Genomic DNA, 13,379 nt, shown 5'->3' on the forward strand with positions numbered 1-13,379 from the left:
GCGAATGCTCAGCGCGATGCAGCCGCAGACACGCCGCCCCTCATGGTGCTGCGATGCCAGTTTGATCGCGCTGCATCCAGTAGCGATCGAACAGCCACATCAGCAGCAACGAAAGTCCGACCAGCGGGAAGATCAGCCCGCAGATCGCCAGCAGCAGCATCAGACCGCGCAGCGTGCGTGGTTCGGCCGGCAGCGGCGGCACGCCCAGCCCGCCGGCCGGGCGACGCTTCCACCACATCACCGCAGCGCTCACGCACAACAGCACGATCGCCGCGCACGCCAGCAACAGGATCGACTGATTGGCAGTGCCGTATTGCTGGCCAAGGTGCACGTTGATGCCCCATTCCAGCGCGCGTCCCACCGGCCCGTAATCGCGATAGGTCATGTCCAGCAGCACCGCACCGCTGTACTGATCCAGATGGATCACGCGCTGCCGTTGCAGATCGGCCGGATACACCGAGGCGGTGTACACGCCGTTGGCGCCACGCGGCGGCGAAATGCTGTAGCCCGGCGCGATGCCGAGCGCATCGAAGCGCGCCATCGCCGCATCCAGCCCTATCGCACCATGACCGGGCGCAGCGACGCTGCCAGTGCCGCCGTGGGCTGCATGTTCCGACTGGCTTGGGTGTTCGGAGTGTTCGGAGTGTTCCGGGTGTCCCAAGTGTTGTGAGTGCGTTATGTGCGCTATGTGCTCCAGATGTTCTGCATGAGCAGGATGGAAGTTAGCCCCTCTCCCCTCGGGGCGATCAGGCACCGCTTGCGCGCTACTGGCGCGCGAGCCTTGGAGCGCCAGCGCTGCTGGCGCGGAGCGGGGGTTGGAGTGAGGGTCGACCGCACGCACCGCATCCGCCTGCGGCACACCCACCCGCCCGTCCTGCAAACCCTCATCCACCCCAACAGCTCCACGCCCAGGCACAACAGACTCCGGCACGCGCGCCTGCCGCAACGACCACGCCGGATCGGTCGTCTCGGTCAACCGCTGCTGCGACATCGGCTGCCGTACCCGCAGCCCAGCCGGATACCCGAAATCCTGCCCATTGACCCAGCGATTGACCTGCGCGCCCCACAGCCACGACCACGGCATGCCGGTCAGCGCCAGGAACAGCAACGCCGCGCCCACACTCGCCCCGGTGACCGCATGCAGATCGCGCCAGAACAACCGTTGCGCCGGCTTGCCGCGCACGCTCAACACCCCGCCGCGTCGCCCGCGCGGCCACCACAGATACATACCGGTCAGCACCAGCACGATCGCCCAGCCGGCCGCCATTTCGATCAACCCGCGCGCATACGGCCCGATCAACTCCAGGCTGTGCAGCCGACGAATCGTCCAGCCCAGGGTGCCATGCTCGGGCAGCGTGCCCAGCACGCGTGCGCGGTACGGATCGACATAGACCACTTGCCGCATGCCGTGCGCATCGACCAGCCCGATCTCGGCGCTGGCATCGGCACGACTCGGCGTGGTGTAACGGAACAAGGTGCCGCCATCGCTGCGCTGCGCCGCATCGACCAATTGCTGCGCAGACATCCGCAGCGCGCCCACCGGCACGACTTTCAACCCGTGGTGCACGCTGCGATCGATCGCGTCCTGATACAGAAACGCCGCACCGGTCAGCGCCAGCCAGATGATGAAAGGCAGCACCAGCAAGCCGGCATAGAAATGCCAGCGCCATACCGCACGATAGAAGCGCCAGCGGCTGTCCTGACGCAGCTCGGCACCAATACCCTGAGCAGTCGATACGCGCATCAGAAGCTCCAATCCCACGACAGCGACAACGCACGCCCATCGCCCGGCGAATAACCGGAACTTCCGGTGTCGTACCACGCGTACACATACGCACGATCGGTCACGTTGCGCAGCTGCAGGCTGAGCGCGTTGCGCGCATCCACGTTCCAGCGCGCGCCCAGATTGAGCAGGGCGTAACCACCGGTGCGGCCCAGCGTATTGCTGCGCTCCAGATAATAATCGCCTTGCGCATTGCCCCAGGCGCTCAGCTGCACGGCCGAAGTGAGCTGCCATTCCAGCCCGGCAGTGGCCAGCCAATGCGGCACGTTCTCGATCTCCTTGCCGCGCGTGGCCGGTGCGCTCGGATCGGGTGTAGCGATGCTGGCCTTCTGCCGCGAATACGACAGCCAGGCCCGCCAGTGTTCGGCCGGCTGCAGATTCAGTTGCGCATCCCAGCCGCGCCGCAGCGTGCGCCCCACGTTGGCCACATCGCCGACACCGGCCACGCCGTTCACTCCCAGAATGGTGGCGACTTCACCGGACGCGCGCTGTTCCCAATACGCCAGGCGCCCGTCCATCACCGCCGATGGCGCGAACTTGAAACCGGCCTCCCAGCCGTCGTTGATCGATGGGCCCAGATTGCCGGGCTGGCGACGATACGCGCCATCGCCGCTGCCGATCTGGAAGCTACGCCCCCAGTTGGCGTACATGCTGCTCTGCCCGACAAGCCGATAGCTGGCGCTGAACTTGGGCTGCTTGATGGTGCCGTAGTCGTAGGTGGGCGCGTAAATGCCGGCGCGCACATCGTGCAGCTGCCCATCGACGCGGTCGATGCGATAGCCCGGCACCACCTGCAGGCGCTCGATCGGTGTCAGCACCGCCTGCACATAAGCTCCGCGTGTGCGCAGGTCGTAATCCCAATCGCGCAATTGCGCACCGCGCACGCGCGCCACGGTGCGGTAACGCTGCGACTGGTTGTCCTGCCACTGCGCATCCACGCCGGCTTCCAGGTCGGCGCTCAGCGCGCCCCAATCCGGCTGCCAGTTGCCACGCAACAGCAGGCCGCGATGGGTCTCGTCGGTATCGCGTTCCTGCTGCAGACCGGCTGCGGAAAACCGCACCCAACGCCAATTGCGATAGTCGTTTTGATAGGCCTTTGCGATCCACTGCGCATCGGCACCGAGCGTGCCGTCCGCATGCAACGCGGTCTGTCGTAGCTGGCGTTCGCTGCGATCGTCCTGCGCATAACCCGGCGAACTACGCGGCGCCGTACGCGCGCTGGCCGCATCCAGATAGCCCGCTTCCAGCGCATGATTGTCGTAGTAACGCGTGGTGAGCCCGGCGCGGAACGCACCATCCGGGTCGGTGTAGAACCACTTGCCGGCCACGCTGCGCTTACGCGCCTCGGCATGGTCGCGATAGCCATCGGAATCGCGCCACGCCAGTACATAGTTCTGGCTCCATGCGCCCTGTTCGAAGCCCTTGCCCAGCTGCACCTCGCGCGCACCGAAGCTGCCGCTCGTCACGCTCAAACGGCCATCGTTACCGCCGGTGCGGGTCAGCACGTCCACGCTGCCGGCAATTGCATTCAGACCGTAGCGCGCATCGTTGGTACCGCGCACGATCTCGATCGCGCTGATGTCCTGCGCAAACACCGCATCCAGATACGGCATGCCACCGGCATTGTCGTTGCTGGGGATGCCGTCGATCAGCAGCTTCACTGCATTGATCCGCCCCTCGCCGTTGAAGCCACGGAACGAGAACCGCCCCGCATCGGTGCCCATGCGGAACTGGGTGACCTGCACACCCGGCGCGCGCATCAGCAGCTCCCAACTGTAATCCACGTGCTGATCGTGCACCAGCTCGCCGCCGATCACATCCACCGAACTCAGCACGCGCGCCGTGTTCGGGCTGCGCTGGGTCTGGCTCACCTGCACCTTGCCCAGCGTCAACGCCGCATCCTGTGCCTGCACCTGGCAGACAGGCCACCACACCAACGCCAACGACGGCGCATACCACATCGTTTTCAAGAACCGCAGACGCATGACCAACCCTTCGCCGTGCCGGCACGGCAACACCGCCATGCGCCGCGGCATAGCAGCGGGCACAGGCATCACTTCAGGAAAGCGGGCCGTCCATGCAGCGGCAGGCGGGCACGCCGGAAGATCAGGCGTGCAATCAGCACGACGCAGCGGACACCCGCGATGGGGCCAGACTCACGCCTGCAGCGGCGGCCCACGTGCCCCGAGTGCGGCCCAGCGCACAACCGACCACGCCCGTGCATGGGTGTGCACGGGCGTCGGCGCCGACCGAAGTTGCAGCAGACACAGCACCAGCAGCGCCAGCCACGGCAGCAGGCGCGCAGCCAGCACGCAGTAATCGCAAGCTTCGCCGTGCATGCCGGCAGCGTGTTCGCCAGCTGGAGGCTTGGCTGGCGACGCGGCGCTGTCGTGATGATGCGCGGCAGTCTGCGCCGGCATGGCCTGGTCGCCTGCGTGCGACGACCCGCCTGCGTCCAATGCCGGCCCGCTCATGCACATCGGTTCGACCGACTGCGCCTGGCTCCAACGGCTGATCAGCGGCGCCACCAGCATCAGCGCCACCGCCAGACAGGCAAGCAGGTGCAGCCAACGGTGATGACGGAACGAACGCATCGCGCGAGTGTAAGCCGCCGCCTGCCGCGCGGCGATGCTTGCGGCCGGTGCGCGACCGGATGTCGCACCCTGATTCGTACCCTTGGGTCGTCGCCCCCCCTTGGTACTGATCGTTGCTCCGCCGCAACACACCGCGCAATCTGCATCACGACATCGCAAACAAACCAAAACCCCACCCCTCCACTGTCGAGGCCGGCAGTCACAGTTCCATCTACGAGCGTGATCGCACCCACATGCCAGCCCCTGCCATGCCCTATGCTTGTCGCTCTATTCCATTCATCCTGCGCGCGCATGAGCGTCTTGTTCGATTCAGCGGCTGAGCCCTTTCCCTGCGCGCCCAAACCCGCGAGCGAAGCGTTGCGCCTCCAGGCGCTGCGCAGCTACGGCATTCTCGATACGCCGCGCGAGGCGGCATTCGAAGACATCACCAAGTTGGCCTCGATCATCTGCCAGACCCCGATCGCGCTGATCAGCCTGGTGGACGCCGACCGCCAATGGTTCAAGAGCGAGCGCGGCATGGGCGAGCGCGAGACGCCGCTGTTCAAGTCGATGTGCGCGCATGCGCTGCTCGACAACGACGTGCTGGTGGTGCCCGACACGCGCGAAGACATCCGCTTTGCACGCAACCCGCTGGTCACCGGCGAGGTGCCACTACGGTTTTATGCAGGTGCGTTGCTCAAGACCAGCGAAGGCCTGCCGCTGGGTACGGTGTGCGTGCTGGACCGGCAACCGCGTCAACTCACTGACGAACAGGTCGAAGCGCTGCGCGCACTGGCGCGCCAGACCATGGCGCAGCTGGAACTGCGCCGCGCGCTGCAGAATGCCGAAGAGTCCGACCGCTATCGCAGCCGGCTGATGGCGATCGCCGGGCACGACCTGAAAACTCCGCTGCGCACTGCGGCCTATGCCATCGACAAGATGCGCCGGCACGCCAATGTCGATTCCGTTCCCACCCTGGTCACCGCACGCGATGCGATCGGCATGGTGGCACGCAGCCTCGACGAACTGGCCACACTGGCCGCGGCGAGCAAGAGCTCCACCCCGGATCTGCAGCCGCTGGCACTGGAAGACGTGCTGCACGCGGTCCTCGGCGTATGGCGGCAACCGGCGAGCGACAAATGCCTGGCCTTGCGCCACGTGCCCACTTCGCTGCGCGTGCGCAGCCACGCCACGCTGCTGACCACGCTGATCGGCAACCTGGTCGGCAACGCGGTCAAGTACACCGAACGCGGGCGCGTGCTGGTCGGCGTGCGCCGCCGCCCCGGTTACGCCGTGGTGGAAATCATCGACAGCGGCATCGGCCTGAACCTGGACCATCCCGAACAGGTGTTCCAGGCGTTTCGCCAGGCGGATCCGAACAGCGAAGGGCTGGGCATCGGTCTATGGATCGTGCACCGCACTGCCGAAACCCTGGACTGCGAGGTGGATGTGCGCCCACGCCCGGCAGGCGGTACCTGTTTCTCGGTGCGCATCCCGCTGGCCTGAGCGCGGCAATGCGTCGCGCATAAAAAAAGGCGGACCCGGGCTCCCGACCCGGATCCGCCGCCAAGCACGCCAGGTCTCTCCCCAGGGACCCGGGTGCGCCAGCCGCGTCATCGCGCAGCCTCGCGCAATGGTGATGCGACAGCGCTGGCAACCTCTCGACGACACCGCCAAACAGACCGGCCATGCGATCACTGCATCGCCGGTCCTGCGCCGTCCACCCCTAGACGTCCGAAAGTGTCGCGTTATGGTTGCTATAAGGATTTACGACAGCGCAGCGCGCAACTTGATACGGGCCGATGACGCCGATCCGGCGGCCCTGACACGTGTAGGGAGAATCACTGACAGCGTGTTTCCGGGTTAGTGCGAGACTGCGCGCAGGCTGTTGATCGCAGTGAGATTTTTCGCAACCACGTACGTTGCAGTGCAGCATCCAGGGCAGGCACGCGTGCAACAGATGAGGCCGTCAACGCTCAGGTTCGGCCGCATCCTGCCGCGCAAACCACTCGGCCGAATGCACCTCTTCGGCTGCGACCTCCAACAGTTGACGCAGCGCCGCCAGCGGAATCTGCACCTGGGTGTCGCCGGCCTGCACTGCCACCCATAACGCTTCGTCGTGCGGGTCGGCCAGTACCGTCAGCAACGCATGCTCGCGGCCGTCGAGGTTGGCCGACAGCTGCAACGACATGCCGCCGTCCTGGTCGGGCGACCACAGTCGGCTGAAAGGCGGACGCAGTGGCTCGGTCAATCGCTCGGTCATCGGTTGCAGCGCCTCACAGTGGCGAACGGGGATCGCGCGCGCGCAGCAAACCGGAATCGGTACACCCCGCGCGCAGACCGCAGTGTACGAACAGTCCTACCGATTCCGAACACCGACCGCCAGCATGACGCGGTTGCACGGTTGCGACGTGGACGTACTTGCGGTGTGTCTCATGCTGGTTACGCATGCAAGCGCCATTAGTGACCGGAGCATTCGCGTAAAACTGGCAGGCACCGTGAGCGGCGATAGTCGATGCGCGGTGCCGCATCCGGGAGCGGGACACGCGCAAGCGCCCCTCAGTGACCGAAGCACTCTCACAAAACCGGCAGACGGTGGGTGCGGAATTGGCCTGTGCGCCGCCGCTGATCGGCAGGTAATGCCTTCGCTTTCCTGCAGAACATGCACCGCATCGATCCGGCAAACTTGCAACTTTCGATAGCCGCTCAACCAGCGCTCATGCGGCCGTCGCCAGCCGCTCAGCTGGTAATGGTCTGGGTCAGCGACTCCCAGGTCGGCGGCAGCGGCCAGTTCGGCGCCTGGTTGCCATCCAGCACACGGCGCAGATCGCGCTTGTCGATCTGCGGCGCCAGCACATGCACCAGATCCAGCGCGTAATCGCGCAGTACGCGGTCGCGCGGCAGCACCGCCCAGGCGATGCAATCGGCAATGGGCGCCGGCGCCGGCCAGGCGCGCAGATCCTCGTCGTTGGCGCTGACCGCCATCTCCGCCACCAGGCCAACGCCCAGGCCGGCACGCACATAGGTCTTGATCAGGTCCGCATCCAGCGCGGTCAGCGCGATGCTCGGCTCCAGCCCGACCTGCGCAAATGCCCGCTGCAACGACGAACCTGGCCGCGTGGACGACTCGTAGCTGATCAACGGGTATTGCGACAGCGACTGCATGTCCGGCGCGGTACGTGCCTGATCCAGCGGGTGGCCGCGCGGCACAATCACCAGCCGACGCCAGCGGTACAGCGGCACCGCAATCCCGGCGCTCGGCTCGCCACCGGCTGTGCTGACCACCGCAATATCCGCATCGCCCTGGCTGAGCAGATCCAGCGCCGCGCTTTCGGCGGCCTGCTGCAGATGCACGCTCACCTGCGGGTAGGCGTGCTTGATCTGCGCCACCGCCGGCGGCAGCACGAAGCGCGCCTGGGTATGGGTGGTGGTCAGGGTCAGCTGGCCCTGGCTCTCGCGGCGCTGGTTGGCCGCATAGGTGCGGATGTTATTGGCTTCCGACAGCACCGAACGCGCACGCTCGATCACTTCCACCCCTGCCGGCGTGACCGCGTCCAGGCTGCGCCCCTTGCGCACGAACAACAGAAAGCCCAGTTCGTCCTCCAACTGTTTGAGCTGCTTGGACAGACCGGGCTGGGTGGCATGCACACGCGCGGCTGCCAGCGTGATGTTCAGCTCGGCATCGGCGATGGCGACCAGGTAACGAAGTTGGGTCAGCGTCATGGGCTTATATCCAAAAAAGCGCGAGGCGCCACAGGGACTCGACTGTAGAGGAGTTCTATGGGTCAGCTTATAACCGAACGCTATTTCCAGGGTGTATGAAGTCATTTCCGACGGCTATATGCCGGCGTTACGGTCTGGCCCTCCCTTCTCGATGCCCCTGCCGTGCCTCCTGTGTTCCCGCTCATTGCCGACCTGCGTGGCCGTGCCGTCCTGGTGGTCGGCGGCGGCACCAATGCCGAGCGCGCCACCGCCGGGCTGCTGCAGGCCGGTGCGCTGCCGTTGGTGGGCGCACCGGAACTCACTGCGCAATTGCGCAACTGGGCGCAGGCCGGACAGGTGCACTGGCTGGTAGGCGGGTTCGACCCGGCATGGCTGGAACTGCCCGACCAACCGGTCTGGCTGACCATCGCCGCCAGCGCGACAGCCGAACTCAACGATGCCCTACGCGCTGCGGCAACCGCGCGCCGCCTGCTCACGCACGACGCCAGCCCGGCCGTTTCAGCAGCGACACCCGCAGCTTCCCCCACGCCGCGCACCGCAGTGGGCACGCTGGCCCCCGGCAGCGTGACCCTGGTCGGTGCCGGCCCCGGCGATCCCGGCCTGCTCACCCGGCATGCCCTGCGCGCGCTGCGCCAGGCCGATGTGCTGCTCTACGATCGCCTGGTCAGCCCACAGATCCTGCGCCTGGCGCGTCGCGATGCGCTCTGCGTGGAAGTCGGCAAGGCCGCCCAGGGACACAGCACCCGCCAGGAGCAGATCCACGCGCTGATGCTGGAACACGCCCGCGCCGGGCGCCGCGTGGTGCGTCTGAAAGGCGGCGACCCGTTCGTGTTCGGCCGTGGCGGCGAGGAGCTGGAATTCCTGCGCGACCACGGCATCGCTTTTCAGGTCGTTCCCGGCATCACCGCTGCGATCGCTTGCGCCGCTTATGCCGGCATTCCGCTCACCCATCGCGACCACGCGCAATCGCTGCGGCTGATCACCGCGCACTGCAAGGATTCGCTGGACACGCTGGACTGGCAGGCGCTCGGCCAGGAACGCCAGACCCTGGCCTTCTACATGGGTGTGGCCGGGCTGGACGGCATCCAGCAACGCCTGTTGCAGGCCGGCCGCGCGCCCGCCACACCATTCGCGCTGGTGGAAAACGGCTCGCGCCCGCAGCAACGCGTGATCACCGGCACCCTTGCCAGCCTGGCCGCCACCGCGCAGCAGCACGCCGTTCGTGCGCCTGCCTTGCTGATCCTGGGCGAGGTCGCCGGGCTGGCCGCCAGCCTGCACTGGTTCGGCGCAGCGCCGTTGACCGCCCGGCCGCCCCCGCACTCACCCATCGCAACGCCCGACGCGCCCACACTCGCCCACGCAGCCTGATTCCGACGGAGACCCCATGGCCCTGTACGACAACATCCTCGACACCATCGGCCGCACCCCGGTGGTCAAGCTCCATCGCCTCGCACCCGCGCACGTGACCCTGTACGTCAAGGTCGAGTCGTTCAATCCGGGCGGCTCGGTCAAGGACCGCCTGGCGCTGGCGATCATCCTCGATGCCGAACAGCGCGGCCTGCTGAAGCCCGGCGACACCATTGTCGAGGCCACCTCCGGCAATACCGGCGTGGCGCTGGCGATGGTGGCCGCCGCGCGCGGCTACAAGTTCGTCGCCACCATGGTGGAAACCTTCTCCATCGAACGCCGCAAGCTGATGCGCGCCTATGGTGCCAAGGTGATCCTGACCCCGGCGGCCGAGCGCGGCAGCGGCATGGTGCGCAAGGCCAAGGAACTGGCCGAGCAGCACGGCTGGTTTCTGGCCAGCCAATTCGCCAACCCGGCCAATCCGGCCTATCACCGCAACACCACTGCGGCCGAAATCCTGCGCGATTTCGCCGGCCACCGGCTGGACCATTTCGTCACCGGCTGGGGCACCGGCGGCACGCTCACCGGTGTAGGCGAAGTGCTGCGCGTGGCCCGCCCGGAAGTGCGCATCACCGCCACCGAGCCGGCTGGCGCCGCGCTGCTGCAGGGCCAGGACTGGAAGCCGCACAAGATCCAGGGCTGGACCCCGGACTTCGTGCCGGAAGTGCTCAATCGCGATGTCGCGCATGAAGTCCTGAGCGTGGAAGACACCGATGGGATCACTGTGGCCCGTCGCCTGGCCGCCGAGGAAGGCATCTTCACCGGCATCTCCGGCGGCGCCACCGTCGCCACTGCATTGCGCGTGGCCGAAAGCGCGGTGCCCGGCGCCGTCATCCTGGCAATGCTGCCCGATACCGGAGAGCGGTATTTTTCCACGCCGCTGTTCGCCGACATCAACGAGGGCTCCGACGACGATTGGCTGGCCGGTCTGCCCTGATCGTCGCGTTGTGTCTGCATACAAGGCCGCGCCCTCAGCGCGGCCTTTTTGTTTGTGGTCGATCCAGCCATCGGCCTCGCCTTCCTCGGCATGCGATTGCGTCATGCAATCGCATGGTGCCGCAGATACCTCGGACATCGCCAAGCTTTTTGTAGACCGCAGTGTGCGGAGCAGCTCGCACTACGGCACCCGTGCACTCCCGTCCATGTCAAGGAAACGTTAGGATGGCGGCCGTGATGCAGGGAGAAACGTGGTGAACAACCGGCCGTACGGACACAGCGACACCCGCACCTCGCGGGCGCCATGGCTGGTCAAGATCACCTCGCCTGCTCACTTCGCGCTGGCACTGGGCCTGGGTGCCTGGCTGCAAAGCGCGTTGGATCTGCCAGTGCCTGCGCCCCCCCTGTTGGCGTGGATCGAACTGGCCGGCGGCGGCATCGCCGGTCTCGGGCTGGCGCTGGCGGTGAGCTGCTTCATCCTGTTCGCGCGCCAGCGCACCACCATCATGCCCAGCGGTCATCCCTCGCGGCTGGTGCTGGACGGCCCGTATCGCTTCACCCGCAACCCGATGTATCTGGCGCTGGTGCTGAGCTACATCGGCCTATGTCTGCAGCTGGGGCTGCTGTGGGCGGTTGCGTTGCTGCCGCTGCCATGGCTGGCCTTGCAGCGCTACGTCATCCCGTTCGAAGAAGCGCGTCTGCGCAGTGAATTCGGCCGCCATTACAGCGCCTATTGCGCGCGCGTGCGGCGCTGGCTGTAATTCTCGATCGCCGGTGACATCTGCGTTGCGATTGATCCGAGCGATCGCAACGGCACCTTCGCACCGCCGCCGCATGCGATCGACGCGCGGCATCGACGTACACGCGCCGGGTGGTCGCAACAGATGAGATGAATGGGCGATAGCGTGCCCATTCCGCAACGCGCGCCCCATCACGCGTTCCTCATGCAAATCCCTTAACTATCGCGCTATGAAGATCGAAGTCTGGCAAGGCGACATCACCGAACTCGACGTTGACGTCATCGTCAACGCCGCCAACGAATCGTTGTTGGGCGGTAGCGGCGTCGATGGGGCCATCCATCGTGCCGCCGGCCCGCGTTTGCTGGAAGCCTGCGAAGCGTTGCCGCAAGTGCGCCCGGGCGTGCGCTGCCCGACCGGCGAAATCCGCATCACCGACGGCTTCGATCTGAAGGCACGCCATGTGTTCCACACCGTCGGCCCGGTCTGGCGCGACGGCAAGCACAACGAGCCGGAACAACTCGCCAATTGCTACTGGCAGTCGCTGAAACTTGCCGAGCAGATGATGCTGCATTCGATCGCCTTTCCGGCGATCAGTTGCGGCATCTATGGATACCCGTTGTATCAGGCCGCGCGCATCGCCGTGACCGAAACGCGCGATTGGCAGCGCTCGCACAAGGTGCCCAAGCACATTGTGCTGGTGGCTTATAACGAGGCGACCTTCAAGGCGTACCAGCAGGCATTGGCCGCCCAGGAAACTGCGGCCGCCTGAGGCGCGATGCAAAGGTTGAAGTGACGAGCGCCGCGAGGCGCTCGTTGTGTTTTGGCAAGGCGACTGACGTGCAGTGCCATCACTGCCGCCGACAGTCTTTCAACGACTTCAGTGCCGTATGAAGGTGGGGCCCGGAATCGCGCCCGGTCAGCGCTGTCGCTCTTGATCGGGGCAAACAAAAACGCCGGCATTGCTGCCGGCGTTTTTTCGTCTTATCGATGCGACGGTCTTGCAGCCGTCATCAACCGATCAACCCTTCCACTTGCCCAGCGCGGCCAGACCGTTTTCCTTGGCGCGCTCATAGATGATCTGCTGCGCCTTGGCGAAGTTGCCGGTCATGTCCTTGGCCCACAGCTTCAGTGCGGCCTGCTGCATCGCGCGACCGTAGGAGAAGCTCAGCGGCCACGGCAGATTGACGAGCTGGTGCATCTCGTTGAGGTGCGCGGTGGACTGCTCGTCGCTCTGGCCGCCGGACAGGAACACGATGCCCGGCAGGATCGCCGGCACGGTCGACTTCAGGCACATCACGGTGGACTCGGCCACTTCTTCGATGCCGGCCTGCTCTTCGCAGCCCTTGCCGGAGATGACCATCGAGGCCTTCAGGATGGTGCCTTCGAGCACGACATTCTGCTCATACAGTGCGCCGAACAGCGAACGCAGCGTGGCTTCGGTGACTTCGTAGCAGGTCTCGATGTCGTGGCTGCCGTCCATGATCACTTCCGGCTCGACCATCGGCACCAGGCCCTGCTCCTGGCACAGCGCGGCGTAACGCGCGAGCGCATGCGAATTGGCCTCGATGCAGGTGCCGGACGGAATGTCTTCGCCGATGTTGATGACCGCACGCCACTTGGCGAAACGCGCCCCCAGCGTGTAGTACTCCTCAAGCCGTGCACGCAGACCGTCCAGACCTTCGGTGACCAGCTCGCCCGGCATGCCGGCCAGCGGCTGCGCGCCCTTGTCGACCTTGATGCCCGGGATGATGCCGTGGGCGGTCATGTACTCGGCGAACGGCACGCCGTCCTTGGTCTTCTGACGGATGGTCTCGTCGAACAGGATGGCGCCGGAGATGTAGTCGCTCAGCTTGGGCGTGGTCAGCAGCAGTTCGCGATAGGCGCGACGGTTTTCTTCGATGTTCTCGATGCCGACGCTGGCAAAGCGCTTGGCGATCGTGCTGGTCGATTCGTCGATGGCGATGATGCCCTTGCCCGGGGCGACCATGGCCTGGGCGGTTTCGGCAAGCTGTTCGATGCTCATGTAGTTCCTGTGGCAGCTGCGGGGGAGAACGAAAGTATAGCGACGAAAGTCGCAGACATTCCTTCACGGAATGTCTGCAACCGATTACACGTGTCCTGCATGACAGGATGTGTGGCGCGGCGCGCATCGCGATGTGCACGCATGCCGACGATGCCGGTGGCCGCGCATCGGGCGGAGGCGCGCACTGGTCTTGT

11 protein-coding genes are annotated in these 13,379 nt (G+C 65.9%); 5 read left to right on the plus strand and 6 right to left on the minus strand.

The genetic code is table 11. From position 1 onward, the window contains the following. Positions 1-40: 40 nt before the first annotated feature. From NYR97_RS02910 to NYR97_RS02920, 3 genes are all read right to left on the minus strand, one after another. The gene (locus NYR97_RS02910) at positions 41-1,744 is read right to left on the minus strand and encodes a PepSY-associated TM helix domain-containing protein (protein WP_316696638.1); all 1,704 of its coding nucleotides are present in this window, start codon (positions 1,742-1,744) and stop codon (positions 41-43) included. Continuing rightward, positions 1,744-3,744 carry a TonB-dependent receptor gene (locus tag NYR97_RS02915; RefSeq protein WP_316697979.1) on the minus strand — a complete coding sequence of 667 codons (2,001 nt, stop codon included), beginning with the start codon at positions 3,742-3,744 and terminating at the stop codon, positions 1,744-1,746. The genes NYR97_RS02910 and NYR97_RS02915 overlap by 1 nt, the downstream gene beginning before the upstream one ends. Positions 3,745-3,939: 195 nt before the next feature. Then, positions 3,940-4,377 carry a DUF2946 family protein gene (locus NYR97_RS02920; RefSeq protein WP_316696639.1) on the minus strand — a complete coding sequence of 146 codons (438 nt, stop codon included), beginning with the start codon at positions 4,375-4,377 and terminating at the stop codon, positions 3,940-3,942. Positions 4,378-4,668: 291 nt separating this feature from the next. Between NYR97_RS02920 and NYR97_RS02925 the strand changes: the two genes are divergently transcribed. Then, a complete protein-coding gene (locus NYR97_RS02925) occupies positions 4,669-5,862 on the plus strand; it encodes a sensor histidine kinase (protein WP_205393887.1) in 1,194 nt (397 codons plus the stop codon). A 463-nt stretch (positions 5,863-6,325) separates the two neighbouring features. Here the strand turns inward: NYR97_RS02925 and NYR97_RS02930 are convergent, their stop codons facing one another. Both NYR97_RS02930 and NYR97_RS02935 read right to left on the minus strand, forming a co-directional pair. Further along, positions 6,326-6,607, minus strand: a complete 282-nt coding sequence (locus NYR97_RS02930; protein WP_316697982.1) for a hypothetical protein — start codon at positions 6,605-6,607, stop codon at positions 6,326-6,328. 488 nt (positions 6,608-7,095) lie between these two features. Then, positions 7,096-8,079: a LysR family transcriptional regulator gene (locus NYR97_RS02935; RefSeq protein WP_205393886.1), complete on the minus strand. Its 984-nt coding sequence runs from the start codon at positions 8,077-8,079 to the stop codon at positions 7,096-7,098. A gap of 162 nt (positions 8,080-8,241) precedes the next feature. Between NYR97_RS02935 and cobA the strand changes: the two genes are divergently transcribed. The 4 genes from cobA (at position 8,242) to NYR97_RS02955 (ending at position 11,931) form a co-directional block, all read left to right on the plus strand. After that, positions 8,242-9,447 (plus strand): uroporphyrinogen-III C-methyltransferase, encoded by a 1,206-nt coding sequence (cobA, locus tag NYR97_RS02940; protein ID WP_316696641.1) that lies wholly within the window; start codon positions 8,242-8,244, stop codon positions 9,445-9,447. A 16-nt stretch (positions 9,448-9,463) separates the two neighbouring features. Beyond that, on the plus strand, positions 9,464-10,423 hold the full coding sequence (cysK, locus tag NYR97_RS02945; protein WP_205393884.1) for a cysteine synthase A: 960 nt from the start codon (positions 9,464-9,466) through the stop codon (positions 10,421-10,423). Between the two features lie 253 nt (positions 10,424-10,676). Beyond that, the gene (locus NYR97_RS02950; RefSeq protein ID WP_205393883.1) at positions 10,677-11,183 is read left to right on the plus strand and encodes a methyltransferase family protein; all 507 of its coding nucleotides are present in this window, start codon (positions 10,677-10,679) and stop codon (positions 11,181-11,183) included. Positions 11,184-11,391: 208 nt separating this feature from the next. Beyond that, a complete protein-coding gene (locus NYR97_RS02955) occupies positions 11,392-11,931 on the plus strand; it encodes an O-acetyl-ADP-ribose deacetylase (RefSeq protein WP_205393882.1) in 540 nt (179 codons plus the stop codon). A gap of 249 nt (positions 11,932-12,180) precedes the next feature. On the opposite strand, the gene NYR97_RS02960 is transcribed toward NYR97_RS02955, so the two are convergent. Then, positions 12,181-13,185, minus strand: coding sequence for a class I fructose-bisphosphate aldolase (locus NYR97_RS02960; RefSeq protein ID WP_316696642.1), 1,005 nt, complete (start codon positions 13,183-13,185; stop codon positions 12,181-12,183). Positions 13,186-13,379 lie beyond the last annotated feature (194 nt).

The organism is Xanthomonas hydrangeae (genome assembly GCF_032697525.1).
Classification (GTDB): Bacteria; Pseudomonadota; Gammaproteobacteria; order Xanthomonadales; family Xanthomonadaceae; genus Xanthomonas; species Xanthomonas hydrangeae.

What these genes read in the sequence shown, in the direction of transcription:
- NYR97_RS02915 (WP_316697979.1), bottom strand. Translation starts at nt 3,744, where the DNA reads ATGTGGTATGCGCCGTCGTTGGCGTTGGTGTGGTGGCCTGTCTGCCAG.
- NYR97_RS02925 (WP_205393887.1), top strand. Translation starts at nt 4,669, where the DNA reads ATGAGCGTCTTGTTCGATTCAGCGGCTGAGCCCTTTCCCTGCGCGCCC.
- NYR97_RS02955 (WP_205393882.1), top strand. Translation starts at nt 11,392, where the DNA reads ATGAAGATCGAAGTCTGGCAAGGCGACATCACCGAACTCGACGTTGAC.
- cysK (WP_205393884.1), top strand. Translation starts at nt 9,464, where the DNA reads ATGGCCCTGTACGACAACATCCTCGACACCATCGGCCGCACCCCGGTG.
- NYR97_RS02910 (WP_316696638.1), bottom strand. Translation starts at nt 1,744, where the DNA reads ATGCGCGTATCGACTGCTCAGGGTATTGGTGCCGAGCTGCGTCAGGAC.
- NYR97_RS02960 (WP_316696642.1), bottom strand. Translation starts at nt 13,185, where the DNA reads ATGAGCATCGAACAGCTTGCCGAAACCGCCCAGGCCATGGTCGCCCCG.
- NYR97_RS02920 (WP_316696639.1), bottom strand. Translation starts at nt 4,377, where the DNA reads ATGCGTTCGTTCCGTCATCACCGTTGGCTGCACCTGCTTGCCTGTCTG.
- NYR97_RS02935 (WP_205393886.1), bottom strand. Translation starts at nt 8,079, where the DNA reads ATGACGCTGACCCAACTTCGTTACCTGGTCGCCATCGCCGATGCCGAG.